The 23,476-nt window shown below is 76.2% G+C and carries 22 protein-coding genes; 15 read left to right on the forward strand and 7 right to left on the reverse strand.

The window, feature by feature from the left end:
- Positions 1-5: 5 nt before the first annotated feature.
- On the forward strand, positions 6-614 hold the full coding sequence (locus tag BLS70_RS10640; protein ID WP_091767021.1) for a GDSL-type esterase/lipase family protein: 609 nt from the start codon (positions 6-8) through the stop codon (positions 612-614).
- On the opposite strand, the gene BLS70_RS10645 is transcribed toward BLS70_RS10640, so the two are convergent.
- Positions 611-1,024, reverse strand: coding sequence for a GNAT family N-acetyltransferase (locus tag BLS70_RS10645; protein ID WP_218122369.1), 414 nt, complete (start codon positions 1,022-1,024; stop codon positions 611-613). The two genes, BLS70_RS10640 and BLS70_RS10645, sit on opposite strands and share 4 nt — an antisense overlap.
- 126 nt (positions 1,025-1,150) lie before the next feature.
- On the opposite strand from BLS70_RS10645, the gene BLS70_RS10650 reads away from it, so the two are divergent.
- The 3 genes from BLS70_RS10650 (at position 1,151) to BLS70_RS10660 (ending at position 3,642) form a co-directional block, all read left to right on the forward strand.
- The gene (locus BLS70_RS10650; protein WP_091767024.1) at positions 1,151-1,639 is read left to right on the forward strand and encodes a VOC family protein; all 489 of its coding nucleotides are present in this window, start codon (positions 1,151-1,153) and stop codon (positions 1,637-1,639) included.
- A gap of 66 nt (positions 1,640-1,705) precedes the next feature.
- Positions 1,706-2,461, forward strand: a complete 756-nt coding sequence (locus BLS70_RS10655) for a methyltransferase domain-containing protein (RefSeq protein ID WP_091767027.1) — start codon at positions 1,706-1,708, stop codon at positions 2,459-2,461.
- The gene (locus BLS70_RS10660; RefSeq protein ID WP_091767030.1) at positions 2,461-3,642 is read left to right on the forward strand and encodes an alkaline phosphatase family protein; all 1,182 of its coding nucleotides are present in this window, start codon (positions 2,461-2,463) and stop codon (positions 3,640-3,642) included. The genes BLS70_RS10655 and BLS70_RS10660 overlap by 1 nt, the downstream gene beginning before the upstream one ends.
- A 16-nt stretch (positions 3,643-3,658) precedes the next feature.
- On the opposite strand, the gene BLS70_RS10665 is transcribed toward BLS70_RS10660, so the two are convergent.
- The 3 genes from BLS70_RS10665 to BLS70_RS10675 all read right to left on the reverse strand — a co-directional run bounded on the left by BLS70_RS10665 (position 3,659) and on the right by BLS70_RS10675 (position 6,212).
- Complete coding sequence (locus tag BLS70_RS10665) at positions 3,659-4,624, reverse strand: ferredoxin family protein (RefSeq protein WP_091767032.1); 966 nt, start codon at positions 4,622-4,624, stop codon at positions 3,659-3,661.
- Positions 4,621-5,616 carry a cupin domain-containing protein gene (locus BLS70_RS10670; protein WP_369406231.1) on the reverse strand — a complete coding sequence of 332 codons (996 nt, stop codon included), beginning with the start codon at positions 5,614-5,616 and terminating at the stop codon, positions 4,621-4,623. The genes BLS70_RS10665 and BLS70_RS10670 overlap by 4 nt, the downstream gene beginning before the upstream one ends.
- Positions 5,617-5,930: 314 nt before the next feature.
- Positions 5,931-6,212, reverse strand: coding sequence for a BatC protein (locus BLS70_RS10675; protein WP_091767038.1), 282 nt, complete (start codon positions 6,210-6,212; stop codon positions 5,931-5,933).
- A gap of 216 nt (positions 6,213-6,428) precedes the next feature.
- Here BLS70_RS10675 and dinB point away from each other — a divergent pair, with 216 nt between their 5' ends.
- The 3 genes from dinB (at position 6,429) to BLS70_RS10690 (ending at position 8,754) form a co-directional block, all read left to right on the forward strand.
- Positions 6,429-7,724, forward strand: a complete 1,296-nt coding sequence (dinB, locus tag BLS70_RS10680) for a DNA polymerase IV (protein ID WP_091767041.1) — start codon at positions 6,429-6,431, stop codon at positions 7,722-7,724.
- Between the two features lie 126 nt (positions 7,725-7,850).
- Complete coding sequence (locus BLS70_RS10685; protein ID WP_091767044.1) at positions 7,851-8,261, forward strand: SCO2097 family morphological protein; 411 nt, start codon at positions 7,851-7,853, stop codon at positions 8,259-8,261.
- Between the two features lie 28 nt (positions 8,262-8,289).
- Positions 8,290-8,754, forward strand: a complete 465-nt coding sequence (locus BLS70_RS10690) for a hypothetical protein (RefSeq protein ID WP_143030389.1) — start codon at positions 8,290-8,292, stop codon at positions 8,752-8,754.
- Between the two features lie 18 nt (positions 8,755-8,772).
- On the opposite strand, the gene BLS70_RS10695 is transcribed toward BLS70_RS10690, so the two are convergent.
- The 3 genes from BLS70_RS10695 to BLS70_RS10705 are packed head-to-tail and all read right to left on the reverse strand — an operon-like array spanning position 8,773 to position 13,420.
- Complete coding sequence (locus tag BLS70_RS10695; RefSeq protein WP_091767049.1) at positions 8,773-11,115, reverse strand: transglutaminase TgpA family protein; 2,343 nt, start codon at positions 11,113-11,115, stop codon at positions 8,773-8,775.
- Positions 11,112-12,431, reverse strand: coding sequence for a DUF58 domain-containing protein (locus tag BLS70_RS10700; RefSeq protein WP_091767052.1), 1,320 nt, complete (start codon positions 12,429-12,431; stop codon positions 11,112-11,114). The genes BLS70_RS10695 and BLS70_RS10700 overlap by 4 nt, the downstream gene beginning before the upstream one ends.
- Positions 12,432-12,436: 5 nt before the next feature.
- A complete protein-coding gene (locus BLS70_RS10705; protein WP_091767055.1) occupies positions 12,437-13,420 on the reverse strand; it encodes an AAA family ATPase in 984 nt (327 codons plus the stop codon).
- Positions 13,421-13,643: 223 nt separating this feature from the next.
- Between BLS70_RS10705 and mraZ the strand changes: the two genes are divergently transcribed.
- From mraZ to murD, 8 genes are all read left to right on the forward strand, one after another.
- Positions 13,644-14,078 (forward strand): division/cell wall cluster transcriptional repressor MraZ, encoded by a 435-nt coding sequence (gene mraZ / locus BLS70_RS10710; RefSeq protein WP_091767059.1) that lies wholly within the window; start codon positions 13,644-13,646, stop codon positions 14,076-14,078.
- Between the two features lie 442 nt (positions 14,079-14,520).
- Positions 14,521-15,516: a 16S rRNA (cytosine(1402)-N(4))-methyltransferase RsmH gene (rsmH, locus tag BLS70_RS10715; protein ID WP_091767346.1), complete on the forward strand. Its 996-nt coding sequence runs from the start codon at positions 14,521-14,523 to the stop codon at positions 15,514-15,516.
- The gene (gene ftsL / locus BLS70_RS10720) at positions 15,513-16,046 is read left to right on the forward strand and encodes a cell division protein FtsL (RefSeq protein ID WP_143030390.1); all 534 of its coding nucleotides are present in this window, start codon (positions 15,513-15,515) and stop codon (positions 16,044-16,046) included. Before rsmH ends, ftsL begins: the two co-directional genes overlap by 4 nt.
- A gap of 2 nt (positions 16,047-16,048) precedes the next feature.
- Entirely contained in the window at positions 16,049-17,896 is a 1,848-nt protein-coding gene (locus BLS70_RS10725) for a peptidoglycan D,D-transpeptidase FtsI family protein (RefSeq protein WP_091767065.1), read from the forward strand.
- 125 nt (positions 17,897-18,021) lie between these two features.
- Positions 18,022-19,590: a UDP-N-acetylmuramoyl-L-alanyl-D-glutamate--2,6-diaminopimelate ligase gene (locus tag BLS70_RS10730; protein ID WP_091767068.1), complete on the forward strand. Its 1,569-nt coding sequence runs from the start codon at positions 18,022-18,024 to the stop codon at positions 19,588-19,590.
- A complete protein-coding gene (locus tag BLS70_RS10735) occupies positions 19,587-20,984 on the forward strand; it encodes a UDP-N-acetylmuramoyl-tripeptide--D-alanyl-D-alanine ligase (RefSeq protein ID WP_091767070.1) in 1,398 nt (465 codons plus the stop codon). The genes BLS70_RS10730 and BLS70_RS10735 overlap by 4 nt, the downstream gene beginning before the upstream one ends.
- Positions 20,981-22,057 carry a phospho-N-acetylmuramoyl-pentapeptide-transferase gene (gene mraY / locus BLS70_RS10740; protein ID WP_091767073.1) on the forward strand — a complete coding sequence of 359 codons (1,077 nt, stop codon included), beginning with the start codon at positions 20,981-20,983 and terminating at the stop codon, positions 22,055-22,057. The genes BLS70_RS10735 and mraY overlap by 4 nt, the downstream gene beginning before the upstream one ends.
- Complete coding sequence (gene murD / locus BLS70_RS10745) at positions 22,054-23,475, forward strand: UDP-N-acetylmuramoyl-L-alanine--D-glutamate ligase (protein ID WP_091767075.1); 1,422 nt, start codon at positions 22,054-22,056, stop codon at positions 23,473-23,475. The genes mraY and murD overlap by 4 nt, the downstream gene beginning before the upstream one ends.
- Position 23,476: the final 1 nt, after the last annotated feature.

Raw genomic sequence — 23,476 nt, forward strand, 5'->3', positions numbered from 1 at the left:
GGGAGGTGACCTGGGACCTGCGCGTCTGCTTCGTCGGCGACTCCTTCGTGGCCGGCGTCGGCGACCCCGAGCACCTGGGCTGGCCGGGCCGGCTCTGTGCGGCGAGCGAGCGCGCCGGTCTGCCCGTCACCCGCTACGTCCTCGGCGTCCGCCGGCAGACCACCGCTGAGGTGGCCGCACGCTGGGCCGCCGAGTGCCGCCCCCGGCTGGCAGGCGGCGACTGGAAGCCACGAGTCGTGCTGTCCACCGGGGTCAACGACACCACCGAGGTGGACGGCGCCCCGCGGCTCGACCCGCACGAGTCGGTCGCGGCCCTCGCCGGGATGCTGACCGGCGCGGCAGCCGCCGGGTGGCCGGTGCTCGTGGTCGGTCCGCCGGCCGTCGCCGACGACGCCCAGAACGAGCGGATCGCCGATCTCGACGACCGCTTCGCGCGGACCTGCGCCGGGCACGGCATGCCGTACGTCCCGGTCGTCGCCGCGCTGGCCGCCGACCCGACCTGGCGCGACGAGGTCGCGGCGGGCGACGGCGCGCACCCCGGAGCCGCGGGCTACGCGCTCCTCGCCGACCTCGTCCGCCCCTCCTGGGAGCGGTGGGTTCCCGCAGGTCCCTAGCGGAGCGAGGGCAGGTGGATCAGCCCGGCATCGGTGGTCCGGAAACCGCAGGCGTCGAGGTAGAAGGCGCGCAGCTCGGGTCGGAAGTCCACGTGCAGCCACTCGCATCCCGCTGCCTTCGCGGCTGCGGCCGCCGCTCCGACGACCATCGCCCCGATGCCCTGGCGCTGGTGGTCCTCCCGAGTCTTCGTGTCCAGGAGGAAGGCGTGGTCACCGCCGTCCCAGGCGACGTTCACGAACCCGAGCAGGGTGCCGCCCGCGCGGGCGGTCACCCAGCCGAGGCTGTGCGGGCGGATCCGGTCCCACCAGCCCGGTACGGGCGAGCCGCCGTGGGAGGCGACCAGCTCGACCATCTCGTCGTCGCCCAGGGGGCCGCGCCAGGCGAGGACGACTGCTGGGTCGGCGCGCACGTCCGGGACGCTAGGCGTGGCCTCCGACGACGGCACCTCCGTTCCCCGGCCGGCCGATGAGTTCGGGGCGGGGGGCTGGTCCACACCACGACAGCCATCGCCCGGCGAGGAGGAAGGACCAGCACCATGCCCCAGCAGATCCCGTGCCTGTGGTTCGACGGCCAGGCGGAGGAGGCGGCGAAGCTCTACACCTCGGTCTTCCCGAACTCCAGCATCGGCCAGGTGACCCGCTACGGCCCCGACATGCCGCCGCCGATGAAGGAGGGCGACGTCCTCACCGTCGACTTCACCCTCGACGGCCAGGCGTACACGGCGCTCAACGGCGGGCCGCAGTTCCCGTTCAGCGAGGCCGTCTCCTTCCAGATTCCCTGCGCCGACCAGGAGGAGAGCGACCACTACTGGTACGGACTCATGGCCGACGGCGGCGAGGAGAGCCAGTGCGGCTGGCTCAAGGACCGGTTCGGCGTCTCCTGGCAGGTCTACCCCGCCGAGCTGATCGCCCTGACGAGCGACCCGGACCCCGGCCGGGCACAGCGGGCCACCCAGGCGATGCTGCAGATGCGCCGCATCGACATCGCCGAGATCCGCCGGGCCGCCGACACGGTCGGCGCCTGAACGCGGACGCGGCGCCCACCGTCGGGGAAGCGGTGGGCGCCGCCCCTCGCCACTAGGCTCCGGCAGGTGCCGACACCGCCCGCGCCGTCCTCCGCCGAGCAGCTCCCACCGCGGAGCGCGGCCGTCTGGGCGGCGCTGGACCCGGTCATCGGCGCCGGCACCCCGCTGCGCGTGCTGGACGTCGGCGGCGGCAGCGGCATGTTCGCCGTCCCCCTCGCCCGGCTCGGGCACTCGGTCACCGTCGTCGATCCCAGCGCCGACGCGCTGGCCACCCTCGCCCGCCGCGCCGCCACGGCCGGTGTGGGCGACCGGGTGCAGGGCGTGCAGGGCGACGGCGACCTGCTCGGCGAGGTGCTCACCGCCCTCACCCCGGACGACGGCGGCTACGACCTCGCGCTGTGCCACTTCGTGCTGGAGGTGGTCGACGATCCCGCGGTCACGCTGCGGGAGATCGCCGGGGCCCTGCGCACCGGCGGTCAGGTGAGCGTGGCGGCGGCCAACCGCGCCGGCGCCGTCCTGGCCCGCGCCGTCGCCGGGCACCCGGTCGAGGCGCTGGCGCTGCACGAGGACCGCGACCCGGCGACCGCTCGCACCCGGCCCACGGCGCGGCGCCGCTTCACCCCGGAGGCCCTCCTCGCCCTGGTCGAGGGCGCCGGTCTGCAGGCCGGCCCGTGGCGCGGTGTCTCGGTGGTCGCCGACCTGCTCGACGCCTCCTCGGGCGCCGACCCCGACGCCGTGCGCGCCCTCGAGCTGGCGCTGGCCGGCGCGTCGCCCTACCGCGAGGTGGCCACCGGCCTGCACGTCCTGGCCGCCCGCCCCTGATGGAGTCGTCCGAGCTGCTGCCGGCGGACCTGCACCGGCCGGCCTACGGCGCCGCCTCCCTCGCCGACGTGCTGCCGGGTGCGGCGGCGGCGCTCGGCGTACCGCTGGACCGCGGGGACCTGCCCGCCGACCCGCTGGGCCTGACCACCGCGCTCGCCGGAGCCCGCCGGGTGGCCGTGCTGCTCGTCGACGGCCTCGGCGCGGACCTCGTCCGGCAGCACGCCCACCTCGCCCCCACCCTGGCGGCGCTGGCCTCCCCGGTCGGCGACCTCTCCGCGCCGTGCCCCAGCACGACCCCGGTCAGCCTCACCACCCTGGGCACGGGCCTGCCGCCCGGGAGCCACGGCGTCCTCGGCTTCGTCACCGACGTCCCCGGGGAGGACCGCGCCCTCAACCACACGCAGTGGCGCGACGACCCCGACCCCGGCACGTGGGCGCCGCAGCCCACCGTCTTCGCGCGGGCCGACGCGGCCGGGGTCCCGGCCACCGTGGTCGCGCCGTACCTCTACCAGGGCAGCGGCCTGAGCCTGGCGGCCTACCGGGGTGCGGCCTACTCGGGCACCGTGGGCGCCGGTGACCTGGCCGCCCTGGTGCTGCAGGCGCTGCACGCCACCCCGCGCGCCCTCGTCTACGGCTACTTCGCCGACCTCGACCTCACCGGTCACGTGCGTGGCGTGGACTCCGACAGCTGGCGGGCGCAGCTCCAGCTGGTCGACCGCATGGTCGAGCAGGTCGTCACCGGGCTGCCCGGCGACGCCGCCCTGCTCGTCACCGCCGACCACGGGATGCTCGACGTGCCGGCCGGCACGCGGTTGGACCTCGACGCGGTGCCCGACCTCGGCGAGGGCGTCCGCCTGCTGGCGGGGGAGCCGCGGGCCCGGTACGTGCACGCCGTGCCGGGTGCCGCCGCGGACGTCCTGGACCGGTGGCGGGAGGTCCTCGGCGAGCGAGCCTGGGTCGTGCCCCGCGACGAGGCGGTCGCCAGCGGCGTCTTCGGTGCCGTCGACGCCGGGATGGCCGCCCGCATCGGCGACGTGGTCGCGCTCGCCCGCGGCACGTGGGCGCTCACCGCCTCCGAGCGCGAGCCCGGCCCCAGCCGGCTGACCGCCTTCCACGGCTCGCTCACCGCCACCGAGCTGGCCATCCCGCTGCTCGCCGCCCACGGCTCCGCTCTGACCTGAGGGCGGCGCTCCGGCGTCAGGCGGCGGCCGTCACCGACAGCCGGTGCCAACTGCGCACCCGGCCGGGGCGCACGGCGGAGCAGGTCAGGTGCGCGGCCTCGGGTGAGGGCCGGCTCTCGACGACGACGGTGACCGGCCCCGTGGGCCCGGCCAGCGTCACCTCCCACCGCTCGACGTCGGGTCCGGGTTCCGGCAGCCGGGTCGCGCTCAGGGGAGCGAGATCGTCGATGCCCAGCAGGCCGAGCTCCTCGCGGGCGCCGTGCTGGGCGGCCTGCACGTGCGCCGGCAGCCCGGCCCGGCCGCGCAGCCAGGCGAGCGCGACCTGTCCCTGCTCGTGGGCGGCCACCAGCAGCCCGCCGTCCCCGGGCACCTGCCCGTAGTAGAAGCCGTGGGGGAGGACGACGACGTTGGCGGCGAACCGGTCACCACCGAGGTGGCTGCACTCCCACACGTCGGCGGGGCCGCGCGCGGGCATGGCGCGGGCCAGGGGCCGGCCCCGCAGCGCGCAGCAGGCGTCGTGCCCGCCGTGGGTGCACACCAGGTACGTCGGGCGCTCGGTCCGCTCGCCGACCGACCCGTCCCAGGGTGCGGCGAGCAGGTCGGCGTCCGAGGTCCGCACCGACCACCACAGGCCCTCGCGGCCGGGTCGGCCGTCGGCGTAGGCCCAGCGCCCACCCGCGTCGGACAGCCGGTCGCCGGGGCGGCGCACCAGCAGGACCCGGACGTCCTCCCGGCGGGCCCGCTCGGCCAGCAGCGGCGCCACGCGGGCGTCGAAGCGCGACTGCAGCAGCGCGTCCCGTCCCCACGGCCCGGGCTGCTCGACCAGCAGCCACCGCTGCACGGGGGAGGCCGTCGCCATGCCGGAGTCGCCCCGCGCCAGGGCCTGCACCGAGCAGCGCGCCGCGTCCAGCCGGCCGGCCGGCCGGGCCGGGAGGTCGGGGCGGCAGAAGTCGTCGGCGGGTGGGAGGTCCGCGGTGGTCACGGCCCGGGGGTCAGGGCATCGGGGGTCAGGGCATTGGAGGTCAGGGCGTCGGGGACCACCGCGACCGACTCGGTGACCAGCCGCCGGGCGAGGGCCAGCCGGTCGTCGGGTTCCAGGCCGGGCAGGTCGCCGACCTTCAGCTCGCCGACGGCCAGCAGCTCCGCGAGGGCCGGGCGCACCGAGGCCGGGAAGGAGTGCGTGCGGCGGCCGCCGATCAGGGTCACCCGCCCATCGTCCTCGTCGCGCAGCAGGCAGCGCAGGCGCGGGCGGAGTCGGAGCACGGTGTCGGGGCCGAGCGCCGCGGCGGCGGTCGCCTGCGCCAGGGGAGCGACCGGCTCGGGGCGCACCTGGGACCAGGTGCGGGCGCGGAGCCGCTCGGCCACCTCGGCCGGGTCCACCCGTGCCAGCCAGTCCCGGAGGCCCTCGACCACTGCCGTGACGTCGTCCCGCAGACCGTCGGGATCGGCGAGGTCGACGCCCAGGGGGAGGGAGCCCCGCAGGTCCGGGTCCTCGGCGGCCAGGGTCCGGACCAGGTCCAGGGCGGCTTCGGCCGCGCCCCAGCGGGTGACCGAGTGGACACCGATGGTCAGGTGGGCGCTGATCTCACCGAGCGCGGTGGCCGAGTGCAGGAAGCCGCGGGGGAGGTAGAGGACGTCGCCGGGCTCGAGGACGGCGTCGATCACCGGCTCGCGCGTGGCGGCGGCGGCCACCTCCTCGCGGCGGTCGGTCCACACCTGGGTGCGCAGCGGGTCGCGGAGCACCGGCTCGTGGATGGTCCAGTGCTTCTGACCGGCCACCTGCAGCACGAAGACGTCGTGGACGTCGTAGTGGGGGTCGAACCCGCGGGAGGACGGCGGGGTGATGTAGGCGTTGACCTGCGTGGGGTGGCCCAGGTCGGCGGCCAGCTGGTCGGCGAACTCGATCAGCGGCGGCCAGAGCCGGTGCAGGCCCTGCAGGACCACGGTGCTGCCGTCGGCGAACAGCCGCAGCACGGCGTCCGAGCTGACCTGGTCGGCGATCTCGGCGCCCGCGCCGCCGGAGGTGGTGAAGCGCGCGGTGTCGACGACCTGGCCGTCCTTGGCGATGCGCAGGAACGGCGTGCGCAGCCCGCGGCGGGAGAGCAGCTCGTCGACCGCGGCGAGGTCGAGGAGGTCGGTGAAGGTGTTCCCGGTGTCCGCGGCGCGGGTCAGCAGCGGGTGCCGGCCCCAGTGGTCACGGGCGAAGACCTCGGGGTCGGCGTTCGTGCAGCGCCGCAGGGCCGGGCGGAGCAGCTGCTCCGCCCGGCCCCGCGGGGCAGGGCTCTCGCTCAGGCCGAACCGTCCGCACCGCCGTCGGCGCCACCGTCGGCACCGCCGTCGGCGCCCTTGTCGGCGCCACCGTCAGCGCTCCCGTCGGCACCGCTGTCCGCGCCGCCGTCGGCACCGCCGTCGTGGGTTCCGGGCGTGCCACCACCGGAGCCGGCATCCATCGGACCCTCGTGGCCGTTGTCGGCGCCGGTCGCGCCGCCGCCGACGCCGCCGTCGGCACCGCTGTCGGCGCCGCCGTCCGCGCCGCCGTCGCCGCTGGTCATCTCGTCGTCCAGAGCCATGGGCTCCTCCGCTCGTCTGGGAACCGGCCGCCGGTCGGCGGCTCTCCGCCGCTGCTTACCTCCCCCGGAGCGGTCCGACACATGGTGCGCCCGCGGGTGCCCGGAGCGGAGCCGGTCACGACTGCGTCACGGCGGCCGGGCCGGTGCGCTGCGGCGAGCCGGGGCGGCTACGGTCGACCCCGGTAGGCGAACAGGTGTTCGAACGGAGGAGGCGGAGTGGGCGGGCGCGCGCAGGGCTGCACCGTGCTGCACGTCGACATGGACGCGTTCTTCGCCAGCGTCGAGGTGCGCCGGCACCCCGAGCTCGCCGGCACCCCGGTGATCGTGGGCGGGGCGGGCAACCGGGGCGTGGTCACCTCGGCCACCTACGAGGCGCGGCGCTACGGCGTGCACGCGGCCATGCCCACCGCCCGCGCGCTGCGGCTGTGCCCGACGGCGACGGTGCTCCCCGGCGACCTGTCCCTCTACGCCGAGGTGTCCCGGTCGGTGATGGCCCTGTTCCGCTCGATCACCCCGTTGGTGGAGCCGCTGAGCCTGGACGAGGCGTTCCTCGACGTCTCCGGCGCCGGCCGCCGGCTGGGCGACCCCGCCGAGATCGGCGAGTACCTCCGCGCCCGGGTCTTCGACGAGCAGGGCATCACCTGCTCGGTCGGCGTGGCGGGCAGCAAGTTCGTCGCCAAGCTGGCCTCCACCTCCGCCAAGCCCGACGGAATGCGGATCGTCCGCCCGGCCGAGGTCATGGACTTCCTGCACCCGCTGCCGGTCGGCGCGCTGTGGGGCGTGGGCCCCAAGACCGAGGAGCAGCTGCTGCGGCTCGGCATGCGCACCGTGGGAGATCTCGCGCACGTGCCGGCCAGGACGCTGCAGCGGGCCCTGGGTCCGGCCGCCGGCGCCCACCTGCACGAGCTGGCCTGGGGGCGTGACCCGCGCCGGGTGGTCCCCGACGAGCCGGAGAAGTCCACCGGCCACGAGGAGACCTTCGGCACCGACGTCGACGATCCAGTGGTCATCCACCGCGAGCTGCTGCTGCTCTCCGAGCGGACGGCGGGCCGGCTGCGCTCGGGCGGCTGGCTGGCCCGGACGGTCAGCATCAAGGTGCGCTTCGCCGACTTCGCCACGATCACCCGCAGCCGCACCCTCGACGTCCCCACCGACGTGGGACAGGAGCTCTACGACACCGCCCGGGCCCTCTTCGACGCGCTGGGGCTCGACCGGGCCCGCATCCGGCTGGTGGGCGTGCGCGCGGAACGGCTGGTGGAGGCCGGGTCCGCGCCCCAGCAGCTGGAGCTCGGCGCCCGCGAGCACGGCCGGCGGGACGCCGAGCTGGCGGCCGACCGCGCCGCCCGCCGGTTCGGAGCCGGCGCGGTGCGCCCGGCCACCCTGCTGCACCGCGACGGTCGCCCGGGGCGCGCCGGGCGGCCCTCCGCAGCCCGGCCGGCAGCCGGCGGACGGACCCCCGGGAGCACCCGCGGGGCCCCCGATCGGCCGGCCGCGGGAAACCCGGAGGGGTGATCACCGGCGGTTCGCCCCCGGCTCGCCGTATCGTCATCTTTCGCGCCCCCCAAAGGGCTCGTATCCTCGAAGTCACCGTCGGCGGAAGCCTCCGACGGCCATGGCTCCGCCCACCTGGAGGTCGACGTGCCGCTCTCCGAGCACGAACAACGGCTGCTGGAGCAGATCGAGCGCGCCCTCGTCGATGACGATCCCAAGTTCGCCTCCTCCGTCCGCACCGGCGATCGCCGGCTGAAGTCCCGTCGGCGCCTGCAGATCGGCGCCGCCCTCGTCGTCGTCGGCTTCGCGATCCTCGTCGGCGGCGCCGTCGCGCAGGAGTGGCTCATCGGGGCGCTCGGCTTCCTGGTCGCCTTCGGCGGCGCGGCGCTCGCGGTCCTGCACTACAAGGTCGCCACCGGCGCGGTCGAGCCCGGCCCCGCCCCCACGAGCGGTCGCGGACCGTCCGGACCCGCCCGCGGCAACCGCGGGGCCCGGGGCGGGCGCCAGCCGCTGAAGAGCCGCCTCGAGGAGCGCTTCCGCCGCCGCTACGACCAGTAGCCGGTAGCCCCTGCGCGACGCCCGGACCGTGGCGGGCCCTCTGAAGTACGCGGTGGTGGAGCGGGAGCGCCGTTACCTCCTCGCGAGCATGCCGGACGGGGTCACCGGCACCAGGGACATCGTCGACCGCTACGTGATCGGCACCCGCCTCCGTCTGCGCGAGGTGCGCGGGCCCGACGGCGCGGTGACCCGCAAGCTCGGCCACAAGGTCCGTCTCTCCGACGGGCCCGGCGAGATCGCCTGCACCACCTTCTACCTGGACGACGAGGAGTGGGCGGTCCTGGCGGTGTTGCCCGCCCGGACCCTCCGCAAGAAGCGGCACACGATCGCCCGTGACGGGTGGGTGCTCGCGGTCGACGAGCACGAGGACGGCGCGCTCGTTGCGGAGATCGACGACCGCGACGAGCCCTCCGACCGCCTTCCCGACTGGCTCGACGTCGTCAAGGACGTGACCCGGGACGAGGCGTGGACCGGTGGAGGCCTGGCGCGCTAGCCGCCCACGGTCCGCGCGTCAGACCCGGCGCACGCCCCGCCGCCAGGCCCAGAGGAGCGCGGGCAGCCGGCGTGCCCACGCCGGCAGGCCCGCCTGCACCGCCGCCGGCAGGGACGCCGGCCAGCACACCGCCCGCACGCGGGCCCACCGGTCGGCGCCCCGGACGAGTTCGCGTCGCGCGGTGCGCAGCGCCGGGCGCAGGTCGTCGTCCCGGGCTCCGGTCGTCGGGCCGTAACTGGCCAGCTCCTCGGCCTGCGCCAGGCGCGCGACCGCCTGGGCGCCCGCGGATCCGGCCGTCCGCTCCACCAGGGCTCGGCCCGCCTCCCGCGGCGTCCAGGCCGGGTCCCGGTCGATGCCGAGGTCGTCGGCGGTGGCGGTCAGTTCGTCCCACAGCGCCCGCGGCGTCCCCGCGACGAGCCGCCGGCGCCGCTGCAGCAGCCGCACCCCGGCCGGCAGCGCGAGCGCGGTGACCGCCAGCGCGCCCAGGCCGGCGCGCAGCAGCCAGGTCTCCTCGTCGGCGTCCGCGGAGTAGTCGCCGACCGCGTCGGAGGATTCCAGGTCAGGTCCCAGCGGCACCACCGGGTCGATGAGGAGCAGCTGGTCCGGGGGGATCTCCGGCGCCACGGGCGCCTGCTCCGGGAAGTCCTCGACGGCGACCCGGGGGGCCCACGGCAGATCCGCGCGCCGGTCGACGTCGATGGGCGTGGGGTCGAAGGGCACCCAGCCCAGGTCGTAGAAGTACACCTCGACCCAGGCGTGCGCGTCCTCGCTGGTGATCACCCGGCTGCCGTCCTCCTGGACGGCCCCGGGCGTGTAGCCGAGCGCGACCCGCGCCGGCATCCCGGCGGCGCGCACCATGACCGCCATCGCCCCGGCGTACTGCTCGCAGTACCCCCGGCGCTCGGTCAGGAAGTCGACCAGGTCGTCACCGCTGGTGCCGGGGGCGGTGGACAGGGCGTAGACGAAGCCGTTGGCGGGATCGGTGAGGAAGTCCATGATCCGCTGGACGCGTGCGTACCCGCCCTCCACGCCGTCGACCAGTGCGTCCACCTGCGCCCGGACGCGCGGGTCGAGGGGGGGCAGCGAGGTGAAGCGGTCGCGCACCGGGTGCCCGGGACGGAGCGGGGGCGCGGCCTGCAGCTGCTCCGGCGTCGGGCGCACCTCGGAGGCGGTCACCTCGTAGCTGCGGTCGGCGCTCGTGACGTCCTCGCCCACGACGCTGCCCGCCGTCGGGTCGAGCCGCCACCCGTCCCAGCCGCCGTCCAGCCGCACCGCCAGCGGTGAGACGGGCACCGGGAGGTACCGGTCGTCGTGCCCCAGCGCCTCGATCCGGGCGCTCACCTGACGGCCGGACGCCTTCTGGTGCGGCCGCGGCAGCTGGGCGCCCAGGGGGAGCAGCGAGCCGGGCTCCCCCTCGATCCAGCCCGCCTCCGCGTCGTACCGGTCGACCGTCACCGAGCGCAGGTAGCCGGGGTCGGGCACGTCGGTCTCCAGCCGCAGGAGGTCGACGGGGTCGTTGCGCGTCAGCTGCCCGCGCATGGCCGCGACCGGATCCAGCGCCGTCCCCGTGCCACCCGCGCCACCCGTGCCGCCGGAGCCGCCGTTCAGCGTCCCCTCGGCGAGGGTCGGCAGCATCCCGCCGCCGAGCACGCCCACCAGCACGGCCACCACGGCGATGCGGACGGCGGTGCCGCCGCCTGCCCCGCGCGCGGCGTCGGCCCGGGCGCCGGGGTCCAGCTGCCGCGACTGGTCGGCCCACAGCAGCAGGGCCAGTCCCGCGGCGGGTGCGACGACGGGGACCAGGCCGATGTCGCCGCCGAGGGTGAACACCGGTACGCCGAACAGCACCAGCAGCGCGAGTCCGGCGGCAGCGGCCTGACGCCCGGCCACGGCCAGCAGGTCGACGAACACCGCGACGAGCCCGACGAACACGGCGACCAGGGCCACGAGCGCGGCCACGGGGAAGGCGGGCGCGGTCTGCTCCCGGATCTCGTCCGCGCCGTCGCGCATCACGGCCAGCAGCGCCTCGACGCCGTCCGCCGTGGGGAGGACGCCCCACGTCGTCCCCACGGAGGTGAACCGCCCGGTGAGGTAGCCGGTCAGCGCGACCAGCTGGCCGACGGGGACGGCCAGCGTGCCGAGAGCCGCCCACAGCGGCGGGACCGGGCGCCGGGGGAAGGCGCGGGCCGCGATCGCCTCACCGGCGTACCGGAGCGCCAGTCCGGACAGCAGGACGACGACGACGGCGGCGATCACCGGGCGCACCCAGTCACCCGCCGAGAAGACGGGGGAGAGGGCCAGGGCGCCCGACAGGGTCGCGGCCGCGGCGGCCAGGGAGGTGCGGACGTCGGGGTGTCTCACCGGACTGCCTCCGCAACCGGCCGGCCGGCGAGCTCGGCCCACGCCCGGGCCACGGGGTCGCCGGCCCGGGCGACGGCGACCCGCCAGCCGGCCGCGCGGAGCACCCCCGCGACCTCCTCGCGCTGGTCGGACAGCGTCGTGCTCGCGCCGGACACGCCGGGGCGGTGGCCGCGGACCCCCGGCAGGAAGCTGCCGAGGTCGAGCAGCACCGCCAGGCCGGCCGAGGGGCCGGACCGGGCGCGGACGAGATCGGCGACGTCCTCGGGCCCCAGGGCGCCCAGCACGCAGACGACCTGGCCGTCACCGGCGATGCGCCGCACCACCTCGAGCCCCGGGGCGAGGTCGGTCCCGGAGGAGGGCGTGAGCGTGGCCAGCCGGTCGAGCAGCTCCTCGGGAGCGCCGCCCAGCGGGCCGGCCGGCACCCGACCGGAGCCGGCGAGCTCACCTGCCTCGGTGACCAGGCGCACCTCGTGGCCCCGGGCGCCGAGGGCGACCGCGATGCTGGCCGTGGCCTCGACCGCCCACTCCAGGCTGTCGGCCGGATCGGCGTCGTGCTGGGGGGCGATGAGGTGCGCGGGCCTGCGGGCGTCGAGCAGCACCGTGGTCCGCGCCCGCCAGGGGCGCTCCTCCAGGCGGACCTTGAGCTCGCCGGTGCGGGCGGTGGCCCGCCAGTGCACCTTGCGCAGGTCGTCCCCGCGCCGGTACTCGCGGATGCTCACGTCGTCCTCGCCGTGCACGGCGATCGAGCGGCGCGAGCCCTCGCCGCCGTGCCCGTCCAGCGGACCGGCGGCGCCCAGCGGCTGCACCCGGGGGAGGACGAGCAGTGGCGTGGTGCCGGCTCCGGCGTTGCTGCGCTCCACCAGCCCGAACGGGTCCACCACCCGCGACCTCAGGGGGCCGAGGGCGTAGCGGCCGCGGCGGCGCGGGACCAGCCGGTAGCGCAGGACCGTCCCGCGGCCCACGGGCAGCCGGGCGAGGGTGAACCGCTGGTCGGTGCCGAGCGCGGGGGGCAGTTGCTCGGCGAGCAGCCAGGTGGCTCCCGGCCCGCGTCCGGCGCTGGTGATCTCGAGCGACACCTCGGCGCCCTCGCCCCGACGGACCCGGGCTGGGTCCACGGTGCGGGCCACTGCCGGGCGGAACCGCTCGCGCGCCACCACCAGAGCGGACACGATCGGCAGGGCCAGCACGAAGACGGTCAGCTGCACGACGGACCGCTCGCCGAGCAGCGCCCCGGCGACCAGCAGCGCCGCCCCGCCGGCGAGCAGCCACCGGCCGCGGCGCGTGAGCGCGGTCCGCGGCGCTCCCGGTCCCCGCACCGGCGTCAGCGCCCGCGCGGGACGGGCAGGGTCGCGACCAGCTCGGCGACCACGTGCTCGGCGGTGCGCCCGCCCCCGGCCGCCGCCGGCGCCATGAGCAGGCGGTGGGCCAGCACCGGCCCGGCCAGCTCCTTGACGTCGTCGGGCAGCACCATGTCCCGACCGGCCAGGGCGGCCGAGGCGCGGGCGGCGCGCAGCAGCTGCAGCCCGGCGCGGGGGGAGGCGCCCAGGCGCAGGTGGGGCGAGCGACGGGTGCTCCCGACCAGGTCGACGACGTAGCGGCGCACGGCCTCGGAGACGTGCAGCCGGCCGACGGCGGCGATCAGATCGCTCACCGAGGCCGCGTCGGCGACCGGGTGCAGCCCCGCCAGCGGATCGGTGGTGGCCCGGTCGTCGAGCATCGCCAGCTCGGCGTCCTGGTCGGGGTACCCCATCGAGACCCGGGTGGTGAAGCGGTCCCGCTGCGCCTCGGGCAGGGGATAGGTGCCCTCCATCTCGAGCGGGTTCTGCGTGGCCATGACCAGGAACGGGCGCGCCAGCTCGTAGCTGACGCCGTCCACCGTGACCTGGCGCTCCTCCATGCACTCCAGCAGTGCCGACTGCGTCTTGGGGGAGGCGCGGTTGATCTCGTCGGCCACCACCACGTTGGCGAAGATCGCGCCGGGCTTGAACTCGAACTCGCGCGACTCCTGGTCGTAGACCGCGACGCCGGTGACGTCGCTGGGCAGCAGGTCCGGCGTGAACTGGATGCGGCGGACCGTCGCGTCGATCGAGGCGGCCAGCGCCTTGGCCAGCGTCGTCTTGCCGACACCGGGCACGTCCTCGACGAGCAGGTGCCCCTCGGCGAGCAGCGTCACCAGGGCCAGCCGGACGACGGGGTCCTTGCCCTGCACCACGCGGCCCACGTTCTCCGCGATCCGGCCGGCGGCGGCCGCGACGTCGACGACCGGCCCGGTGGCTCCGCCGGTCGTCCGCGTCGCCTCTGTCACCCCTCCCACGGTACGTGGACTCGACGGTCGCGGGGGGTGATCGGCCTCGGTCCGCCACCGGGCGCTGAGCTGGGTCGGGGTCCGGGTGGGGAGGCCGACCACGACACGGTGCTGAGTGGTGTCCAGTGGGGGCCAGTGGGTTACTGTGTCGCTCGGTGGGGAGGCAGGGACCGCTCAGGGGTCGCTGCGGAGCCAATGGAGGACAGATGCAGGGGGTGATCCGGTGTTCGTCGGCAGCTACCCCTTGCGGCTCGACGAGAAGGGCCGGCTCGCCCTCCCCGTCCGATTCCGCGACCAGGTGGCCGACGGCATGGTGATCAAGAAGGGCCAGGAGCGCTGCGTCTACGGCCTGACGATGGCCCGGGTCGCCGAGCAGAGCGCCGCCATGGCCGCCATGGCTCCCTCCGACACCGCCCGCGCCCGCATGGCCGCCCGCATGAGCTTCGGGTCGATGGTCGAGATCGAGCCGGACAAGACCGGCCGCATCACCATCCCCGCGAGCCTCCGCGAGTACGCGGGCCTGGACCGCGACGTCGTCGTCGTCGGTGTGGACACCCGCTTCGAGATCTGGGACGCCACCAACTGGGAGGCCTACGTGGCCGAGCTGGAGGCGGCGTACGCCGACCTGGAGAGCGAGGGGATGCCGACCCTGTCGTGATCCCCGGTCGCCTCCACCCGACCCCACCCGGGTCCCCGAGAGCCCCGAACGAGCCGCCTTCCCCGCGGCTCGACCGGTTCAAGAGCCCCAGCCGCCTTCCCCGCTGCTGGGTCCCCGCTCCTCGTCGATCCGGACCGGACAGGGTGCGACCGGCCCGCCACCCCCCGGCGGACCGGTCCCGGCGACCTCCCGGCCCCGCGGGGCACCACCTGACGCTCTTCCCCGACGCCAGGCGGGCGCCCCGCGGGCCGGCTCCCCATCCCGCTCCACTGTCCCCACTCCGCCCCACCCACCCCGTTCCGCCCCACCCCACCGCTCCGCCTCGGTGTCGCTCCCGTCCCACCCACCCGCTTCGTCCCACCCGCCCGGATTCCTCCCACCACCGCGCCTCGGGGCGCGGCACCATCGCAGGCGCTCCACCGGAACCCGAGAGGCAGTGACGATGAGCAGCACCGGATCCACCGGCGCGCCCGACGCGCCCGGGTCCCCGGTGCACGTGCCCGTCCTGCTGGAGCGGGTCACCGAGCTCCTCGGCCCCGCCTGCGCGGCGCCCGGCGCCGTCCTCGTCGACGCCACCCTCGGCCTGGCCGGCCACTCGCTGGCGCTGCTCGACGCCCACCCCGGCCTCCGGCTCGTCGGCCTCGACCGCGATCCCGAGGCCCGCGCCGAGGCCGCCCGCCGCATCGAGGCCGCCGGCCACACCGACCGCGTCACCCTGGTCCCCGCCGTCTTCGACGAGCTCCCCGACGTGCTCGACCGCCTCGGCATCGACGAGGTGCAGGCCGTGCTGTTCGACCTCGGCGTCTCCTCGCTCCAGCTGGACCGGCCCGACCGGGGCTTCAGCTACTCCGCCGACGCCCCGCTGGACATGCGGATGAACCCGGAGACCGGGCGCACCGCCGCGGAGATCGTGAACACCTACCCGCCCAAGGAGCTGGCCCGCGTGCTCCGGGTCTACGGCGAGGAGCGCTTCGCCTCGCGCATCGCCGCCGCCATCGACCGCGAGCGGGCCCGGGAACCCTTCACCTCCACCGGTCGGCTCGCGGAGCTGGTGCGCGAGGCGATCCCCGCCGCCACCCGGCGCACCGGTGGTCACCCGGCCAAGCGGACCTTCCAGGCGCTGCGCATCGAGGTCAACGACGAGCTCGGCGTCCTCGAGCGCGCGCTGCCCGCGGCGATCGAGGCGCTCGCCGTCGGCGGACGGATCGCGGTCATCACCTTCCACTCCCTCGAGGACCGCATCGTCAAGCAGACCCTCGCCGAGGGTGCGACCGACCACACGCCCCACGGGATGCCCGTGCCCCTTCCGGAGCACGGTCCCGTGCTGCGGCTCCTGACCCGCGGCGGCGAGGCCGCCTCGGACGCAGAGGTCACCGTCAACTCCCGCGCGGCCTCGGCCCGGGTCCGCGCGGCCGAGCGCATCCGGAGGGCCGCATGAGCAGCCGAGCCACTGCCCGCGTCCCCGTGAGCCCGCGGACGCCGTCCGCCCGGTCCGTCCCCGTGCGGACGACGCCGCGGACGACGCCGCGGTCCCACCCCCGACCGCAGCTCAGTGTGGTCGCACCGCCCGCGCCGCGTCCCCGCCGCAGCGCCCGCACGGCCCTGCGCAATCGCCGGGCGCCGTTCGTGCTGCTCGTCGTCGCCCTCCTGGCCGGCACCGCACTGGGGCTGCTCGTGCTCAACACCGCGATCGCGGTCGACTCCCTGGAGGCCACCCGCCTCCGCGCGGACAACGCCCAGCGAGCTCAGGACGTGCAGCGCCTCGAGCAGCGGGTCATCGACGGCAACACGCCGGCCGCGATCGCGCAGGCCGCCGTCGCCGCCGGCCTGGTGCCCGCGGCCGGGGCCGCCTACCTCGTCCTCGACCCCGAGGGCGCACCCGTGCTGCGCGGGGAGCCGGTGCCCGCCGAGGCGCCGCCCGCCCCGCCGGCACCCGCACCGGCGGAGCGTCCCGCGGGAGGGAACTGACCGTGGCGGGCACCGTCCGCGGCCCCGGTAGCAGTCCTCGCGGCGGGGGCCGGCCGGCTCCGCGCTCCGGTCCGGGCGCCTTCACCTCGCGGCGCCCACCCGGCAGCCGGCGCAGCGGGGGAGCGGGTCTGACCCTCGCCCAGCGCACCCGGCGCAACCGGATCGGCCTGATCCTGCTGGTCACCCTGCTGCTCGTCGTCATCGGCCGGCTCGCCGTGGTCCAGGGCGTCGACGGCGCGGCGTACGCCAACGCGGCCTCCCAGGACCGGCTGCGGACCTATCCCATCGAGGCGATCCGAGGTGAGGTGCGCGACCGCGACGGCCGGCCGTTCGCCTACACCGTCGACGCCTCGCGCGTGACCGCCGACCCCACGGTGGTCGCCGACCCGGCACGCACGGCCCTGGCCCTGACCACGCTGCTGGACGTGCCCGTCCGCGAGCTCACCGAGAAGCTCTCCGCCGAGGGCCGCTACGTCGTGCTCGCGACGCAGGTGCCCCCGGAGACCGCCGACGCCGTGGAGGAGCTGGAGCTGCCGGGCATCGTCCTCGTGGACGACCCGGTGCGGCTGTACCCGGCCGGCGCGGTCGGCGGTCAGGTCGTCGGTTTCGTCGGCGGCGAGGGCACGGGCGCGGCCGGCATCGAGCAGACCTTCGAGGACGTGCTGGCCGGTACCCCGGGCAAGCGCCGCGTCGAGGTGGGCAGCGGCGGCAACCCGATCCCGTCGCGTGGGATCGACGAGGCCGAGCCGGCGACCGACGGCAGCGACGTCACCCTGACGCTCGACCAGGACCTCCAGTACGTGACCGAGCAGCGGCTGGGCCAGGCGTGCACCGACGGGGCGACGACGCGGGCGTCGGCGGTCGTGCTGGACGTGCGGACCAGCGAGGTCGTCGCCATGGGCTCCTGCCCCGGCTACGACCCGGGCCGGTACTCCGACACCGACCGCGACCTGCTGGGCAACCCGATCGTCTCCAGCGTCTTCGAGCCCGGCTCGGTCATGAAGGCGGTCACCATGGCCGCCGCCGTCGAGGAGGGCGTCGCGACGCCGGACCGGGTGCTCAGCGTCAACGGGCACATCGAGGCAGGCGACCGGGTGGTCACCGACGCCCACGATCACGCGCCCATCGACTGGACGGTCACCGGCATCCTCGCCAAGTCCAGCAACGTCGGCACGATCATGCTGGCCCGCGAGGTCGGCGACGAGAAGCTCGAGCGGTACCTGCGCGCCTTCGGGATCGGCAGCGAGACCGGCATCGAGCTGCCCGGCGAGAGCGCCGGCATCCTGCAGGACTCCGACGAGTGGAGCCGGATCCGGGCGGCCAACATCGCCATCGGGCAGGGCGTGTCGGTGACCACGCTGCAGATGGCCTCGGTCTTCCAGGCCATCGCCAACGGCGGTGTGCGCATCGAGCCCCGCATCGTCCGCTCGATCACCTCGCCGGAGGGCCAGGTGCGCCCGACGGAGGAGCCGGAGTCCACCCGGGTGATCAGCGAGGAGACCGCGGACTCGCTGGCCTACATGCTGGAGGCCGTCGTCGGTCCGGGCGGCACCGCGCCGCTGGGGGAGATCGAGGGCTTCCGAGTGGCCGGCAAGACCGGCACCGCGCAGCGGGCCAACCCCGAGACCGGCCGGTACGACGGCGGCGGCTACGTGACCACCTTCGTGGGCTTCGCCCCGGCCGACGACCCGCAGTACGTGGTGGCCGTCGACCTGGAGCGGCCCACCAGCTCGGCCGAGGGCGGCCAGGTCGCGGCACCCGTGTTCGCCGACATCCTCCGCTACGCGCTCACCGCCGACGGCGTCGTCCCCTCGGGCACGGCGCGACCCGACTTCCGGCTCACCGGATAAGCACCCCACCGCCCCCCACCGTTCGCAGGCTCGTGGCGGGACCGTGCAGCGGGGCCGGTGTCGACCACGCCCATGATCGTGGCGTCGCGCGGGCCGACCGGCGGTCGCCGGTAGATTGGAGCCCCGTGACCCCGACCGACGCCGGGTCGGCCCCCCGGCCCTCGGGGAGCCGCCCACGCGATCCGCGCCCCGTGCCGCTGTCCGAGCTCGCCGATCTCGTCGGCCGACCCGTGCCGGGCACCCCCGACGTCCTCGTCACCGGCCTCACCCTGGCCTCGGGCGAGGTGTGCCCCGGAGACCTCTACGCCGCCCTGCCCGGCGCCCGCACGCACGGCGTCCGGTACGTCGGCGAGGCGGTCGAGCGGGGCGCCGTCGCCGTCCTCACCGACCCGACCGGCGCGGCGGAGGCCGCGGCCACGGGGCTGCCGGTCTGCGTCGTGGACGACCCCCGCGCCGTCCTCGGCGAGGTCGCCGACCGCGTCTACGACCGGCCCAGCGAGCGGCTGCGCGTCATCGGCGTCACCGGGACCAACGGCAAGACGACGACCAGCTACCTGATCGAGGCCGGCCTGGCCGCGGCCGGGCAGGCCTCCGGCCTCATCGGCACGGTGCAGACGCGGACCCGCGCCACCGACGGCACCGTGACCGCCATCCCCAGCGAGCGCACCACCCCCGAGGCGCCCGCCGTGCACGCCCTCCTCGCAGCCATGGCCGAGGCGGGCGCGACCACCGTGGTCATGGAGGTCTCCAGCCACGCCCTGGTGCTGGGACGGGTGGGCGCCGTCCGCTTCGCCGCCGCCGGCTTCACCAACCTGGGCCGCGACCACCTGGACTTCCACGGCGATCTCGAGGAGTACTTCCGGGCCAAGGCGCTGCTGTTCGACGGGCGCGCGGCCGCCGAGGTGGTCGACGTCGACGACGAGCACGGCCGGCGGCTGCTGGACCGGCCCGGCCGCCCCCGCCCCACCACCGTCTCCATCGCGGGCGGCGACGCCGACTGGCGGGCCACCGACATCACCGCCGCTCCCGACGGGGGTTCCCGCTTCACGCTGCACGGTCCCGGCGCGGTGCGCCGCGAGGCCCGCGTGCGGCTGCCGGGCCGGTTCAACGTCGCCAACGCGGTGCTCGCGGTCGCCCTGCTCGACGCCGTGGGCGTGCCGCTGGACGCCGCGCTCGAGGGCGTGGCGACGACGGTGGTCCCCGGCCGGATGGAGCCGGTCGAGGCCGGCCAGCCCTTCGTCGCGGTCGTCGACTACGCGCACACCCCCGACGCCGTCGCCACCGCCCTCGGCGCGCTGCGGGCGACGTCTCCCGGGCGGCTGATCACCGTGCTCGGCTGCGGGGGTGACCGCGATCCCGGCAAGCGGGCCGCCATGGGCGAGGCCGCGGCGGCCGGCGGCGACGTCCTGGTCGTGACCGACGACAACCCGCGCTCGGAGGACCCCGCCACGATCCGCGCCGCGATGCTCGCGGGCGTCCTGGACGTGCCGGCGGACCGTCGCGCCGAGGTGCTCGAGGTCGGTGACCGGCGGGCGGCGATCGAGGCGGCCGTGGCGCTGGCCCGTCCCGGCGACACCGTCCTCGTCGCGGGCAAGGGGCACGAGACCGGTCAGGACATCGCCGGCACGGTGCACCCCTTCGACGACCGCGCGGTCCTGCGCGAGGTCCTGACCACGACGAGGAAGCCCGCATGATCCGGCTGACGCTGGCCGAGGTGGCCGAGCTGACCGGTGGCACGCTCACCGGCGGCGGCGGGGACGCCACGGTCACCGGCGCGGTGACCCTCGACTCGCGGGCCGTCTCCCCGGGCGACCTCTTCGTCGCCGTCGCGGGGGAGCGGGTCGACGGGCACGACTTCCTGACGGCCGCGGCTGCCGCCGGAGCCGTCGGTGCGCTGGCGGCCCGCCCCGACCCGGCCCTGCCCTGCGTGGTCGTGGCCGACCCCGTCGTCGCCCTGGGCCGGCTGGCCGCCGGCGTGCACGCCCGGCTCACCGCCACCGGCCTGCGCACGCTGGCCCTCACCGGCTCCTCCGGCAAGACGTCGACGAAGGACCTGCTGGGCCAGGTGCTGGGGGCCGCAGGGCCCACGGTGAGCCCGCCCGGGTCGTTCAACAACGACATCGGCCTCCCGCTGACCGTCCTCTCCGCGGACGAGGACACGCAGTACCTCGTGCTGGAGATGGGGGCCCGGGGCATCGGCCACATCGCCCGGCTGTGCGCCGTCGCCCGTCCGCAGATCGGCATCGTGCTCAACGTGGGCTCGGCGCACCTCGGCGAGTTCGGCAGCGCGGAGGTCATCGCGCAGGCCAAGGGCGAGCTGGTCGAGGCGCTGCCCGGGGACGGCACCGCAGTCCTCAACGCCGACGACCCGCGCGTCCTGGGCATGGCCCCGCGCACCCGCGCCCGCGTGGTGACCACCGGCCGAAGAGCGGACGCTGACGTGCGGGCCACCGACGTCGTGCTCGACGACTCCGCCCGCGCCCGGTTCACGCTGGTCGCCGCCGGCGAGGAGCACGCCGTCGCGCTGCGCGTCGTCGGCGAGCACCAGGTCGCCAACGCGCTGTCGGCGGCGGCGGGCGCGCTCGCCGCCGGGATGGCCCCGGCGGACGTCGCCTCCGCGCTGTCGTCGGCCGGGGCGCTGAGCCGCTGGCGCATGGAGGTCGAGCGGCGGGCCGACGGCGTCACCGTGGTGAACGACGCCTACAACGCCAACCCGGAGTCCATGCGCGCCGCGCTCGCCGCGCTCGCCGGCATGCCCGCCGGCCGGCGGATCGCCGTGCTGGGCGCCATGGCCGAGCTGGGACCCGACGCCGTCGCCGAACACGTTCGGCTGGGCCGCGACGTCGCGGCCGCCGGGATCGACCTGGTCGTGGCCGTCGGCCCCGATGCGGTAGGCATAGCCGACGGAGCGGCCGCAGCCGGGCGTCGTCGAGGAGAGGAGTCGGTGCTCGTGCCGGACCGGGCCGCTGCCCGTCAGCTGATGTCGGAGGTGCTGCGCCCCGGGGACGTCGTCCTCGTGAAGGCCAGCCGGGCCTACGCCCTGGAGCTGCTCGCCGCCGACCTGCTCGACGGGGGGACGCAGGGATGAGGAGCGTCCTCATCGCCGCAGGCGTCGGCCTGATCCTGTCGATCCTGATCACCCCGCTGGCCATCCGCCTCTTCCGGCGGCAGGGCATGGGCCAGGAGATCCGCGACGACGGACCCGAGAGCCACCTGTCCAAGAAGGGCACGCCCACGATGGGCGGCACGGTGATCGTCGGGGCCACCGTCGTCGGTTACCTCGTGGCGCACCTGGCGTTCATCGGCAACGAGGGCTGGGGCTTCAGCGCCACAGGACTGCTCCTGCTGTTCCTCATGGTCGGCATGGGCACCGTCGGTTTCCTGGACGACTACCTGAAGATCCGCCACCGCCGCAGCCTGGGCCTGAACAAGACGGCCAAGCTCGTCGGGCAGCTGCTGGTGGGCGTGACCTTCGCCGTCCTGGCGATCAACTTCCCGAGCAACGGGCTCACGCCGGCGTCCACCGTCGTCTCCTACGTGCGTGACATCGAGCCGCTGGCCCTCGGGTCGATCGGGTTCGTGATCCTGGCCTACCTGTTCATCGCCGGGTTCTCCAACGCCGTCAACCTCACCGACGGGCTCGACGGGCTCGCCGCCGGCAGCTCGGCCATGGTGCTGGCGTCCTACATCGTCATCTCGTTCTGGCAGTTCACCCACGACTGCGCCACCGAGCTCATCGACGGCTGCTACCAGGTGCGCGACCCGCTGGACATCACGCTGGTCGCCGCGGCCGGCATGGGCGCCTGCCTGGGCTTCCTGTGGTGGAACACCAGCCCGGCGCGGATCTTCATGGGCGACACCGGCTCGCTCGCCCTCGGCGGGCTCGTCTCCGGCCTGGCCATCGTCACCCGCACCGAGCTGCTGCTGGTCGTGCTCGGGGGCCTGTTCGTGGCCGTCACGCTCTCGGTCGTCATCCAGGTGGCGTTCTTCCGGGCCACGCGGCGGCGGGTGTTCCGGATGGCCCCGCTGCACCACCACTTCGAGCTGGCCGGCTGGACCGAGAACACCGTGATCGTCCGCTTCTGGCTGGTGACGGGCATGGCCGTGGCCTTCGGGCTGGGGCTGTTCTACGCCGACTGGCTCTCCTTCGCGGGCCTGTGACCGGCCTCGGGACGGCACGGGTCCTCGTCGCGGGGCTGGGGGTCTCCGGCGTCGCCGCGGCCCGGGTCCTGCTCGACCTGGGCAGCAGCGTGCTGCTCACCGACGCCGCCGAGCGCCCCGTGGTCGCCGAGCTCACCGCCGCGGGGGCGACGTGGCTCGGGGAGCTGTCGGTCGTGCCCGAGGGCACCACGCTGGTCGTCACCTCCCCGGGCTGGCGCCCGGACTCCCCGCTGCTGGCCGACGCCGCGCGCCGGGGTATCGAGGTGGTGGGGGAGCCGGAGCTGGCGTGGCGGCTGCGCATCACCGGGCCCGACGGCGTCCCGGCGCCCTGGCTGGCGGTCACCGGCACCAACGGCAAGACGACGACGGTCACGATGCTCGAGGCGATCCTGCAGGCCGACGGGCGGCGCGCGGTGGCCGCGGGCAACGTCGGGCGGCCGCTGGTCGAGGTGGTCACCGCGCGCGACCCCGACGGCACGCCCACCTTCGACACGATCGCCGTCGAGCTGTCGAGCTTCCAGCTGCACTGGTCCTCCACCCTGGCGCCCGCGGCCGCGGCGGTGCTCAACGTGGCCGACGACCACACCGACTGGCACGGCTCCTTCGCCGCCTACCGGGACGCCAAGGCGCGCATCCTCGAGCGCGCCCCGGTCGCCGTCGCCGACGCGGGCGACCCCGTGGCGTCCTCGCTCGTCGCCGCCCACGCCCGTCCGGTGACGGTCACCCTCGGCGAGCCGGTGCCCGGCCAGCTGGGCGTGCGGTCCGGCGCCCTGGTCGACCGGGCGTTCTCCGCCGACCCGGCCGGGGAGGTCCTGCTCGAGGCGGGGCTGCTGCAGGTGCCCGGCCCGCACAACACCGTCAACGCCCTGGCCGCCGCCGCCCTGGCGCGGGCGGCCGGCGTGCCCGCGGCGTCGGTGGCCCGGGGGCTGGTCGGCTTCCGCGGCGGCGCCCACCGCAACGTGCTCGTGGCCACCGTCGACGGCGTGGACTGGGTCGACGACAGCAAGGCGACCAACCCGCACGCGGCCGGTGCCTCCCTGGCGTCCTACCCGCGCGTGGTGTGGATCGCCGGTGGCCTGCTCAAGGGCGCCGACGTCGACCCGCTGGTCGCGGCCGTGGCACCGAGGCTGGCCGGAGTGGTGCTGCTGGGTCGCGATCGAGACCGGATCGCCGCGGCAGTGGCGCGACACGCCCCGACGGTCCCCGTCGTGACGGTGCCCAGCGGCGACGATGACGGGATGGATGGGACGGGTGTGACGGCCGAGGCGACGACGGCCCGCGTGGTCGCGGCCGCGCGCGGGCTCGCGCGCCCCGGGGACACGGTCCTTCTGGCCCCCGCGGCCGCGTCGATGGACGTGTACCGCGACTACGCCCACCGCGGCACCGCCTTCGCCGCCGCGGTGCGGGCGCTGGGCTGAG

Source organism: Blastococcus aurantiacus (assembly GCF_900102425.1).
In the GTDB taxonomy this organism is placed as follows: Bacteria; Actinomycetota; Actinomycetes; order Mycobacteriales; family Geodermatophilaceae; genus Blastococcus; species Blastococcus aurantiacus.

Excerpts from the sequence above, each read along its gene's own strand:
- rsmH (WP_091767346.1), top strand. The coding sequence starts at position 14,521 with ATGAGCAGCACCGGATCCACCGGCGCGCCCGACGCGCCCGGGTCCCCG.
- BLS70_RS10675 (WP_091767038.1), bottom strand. The coding sequence starts at position 6,212 with ATGGCTCTGGACGACGAGATGACCAGCGGCGACGGCGGCGCGGACGGC.
- ftsL (WP_143030390.1), top strand. The coding sequence starts at position 15,513 with ATGAGCAGCCGAGCCACTGCCCGCGTCCCCGTGAGCCCGCGGACGCCG.
- mraY (WP_091767073.1), top strand. The coding sequence starts at position 20,981 with ATGAGGAGCGTCCTCATCGCCGCAGGCGTCGGCCTGATCCTGTCGATC.
- BLS70_RS10660 (WP_091767030.1), top strand. The coding sequence starts at position 2,461 with ATGGAGTCGTCCGAGCTGCTGCCGGCGGACCTGCACCGGCCGGCCTAC.
- BLS70_RS10735 (WP_091767070.1), top strand. The coding sequence starts at position 19,587 with ATGATCCGGCTGACGCTGGCCGAGGTGGCCGAGCTGACCGGTGGCACG.
- BLS70_RS10650 (WP_091767024.1), top strand. The coding sequence starts at position 1,151 with ATGCCCCAGCAGATCCCGTGCCTGTGGTTCGACGGCCAGGCGGAGGAG.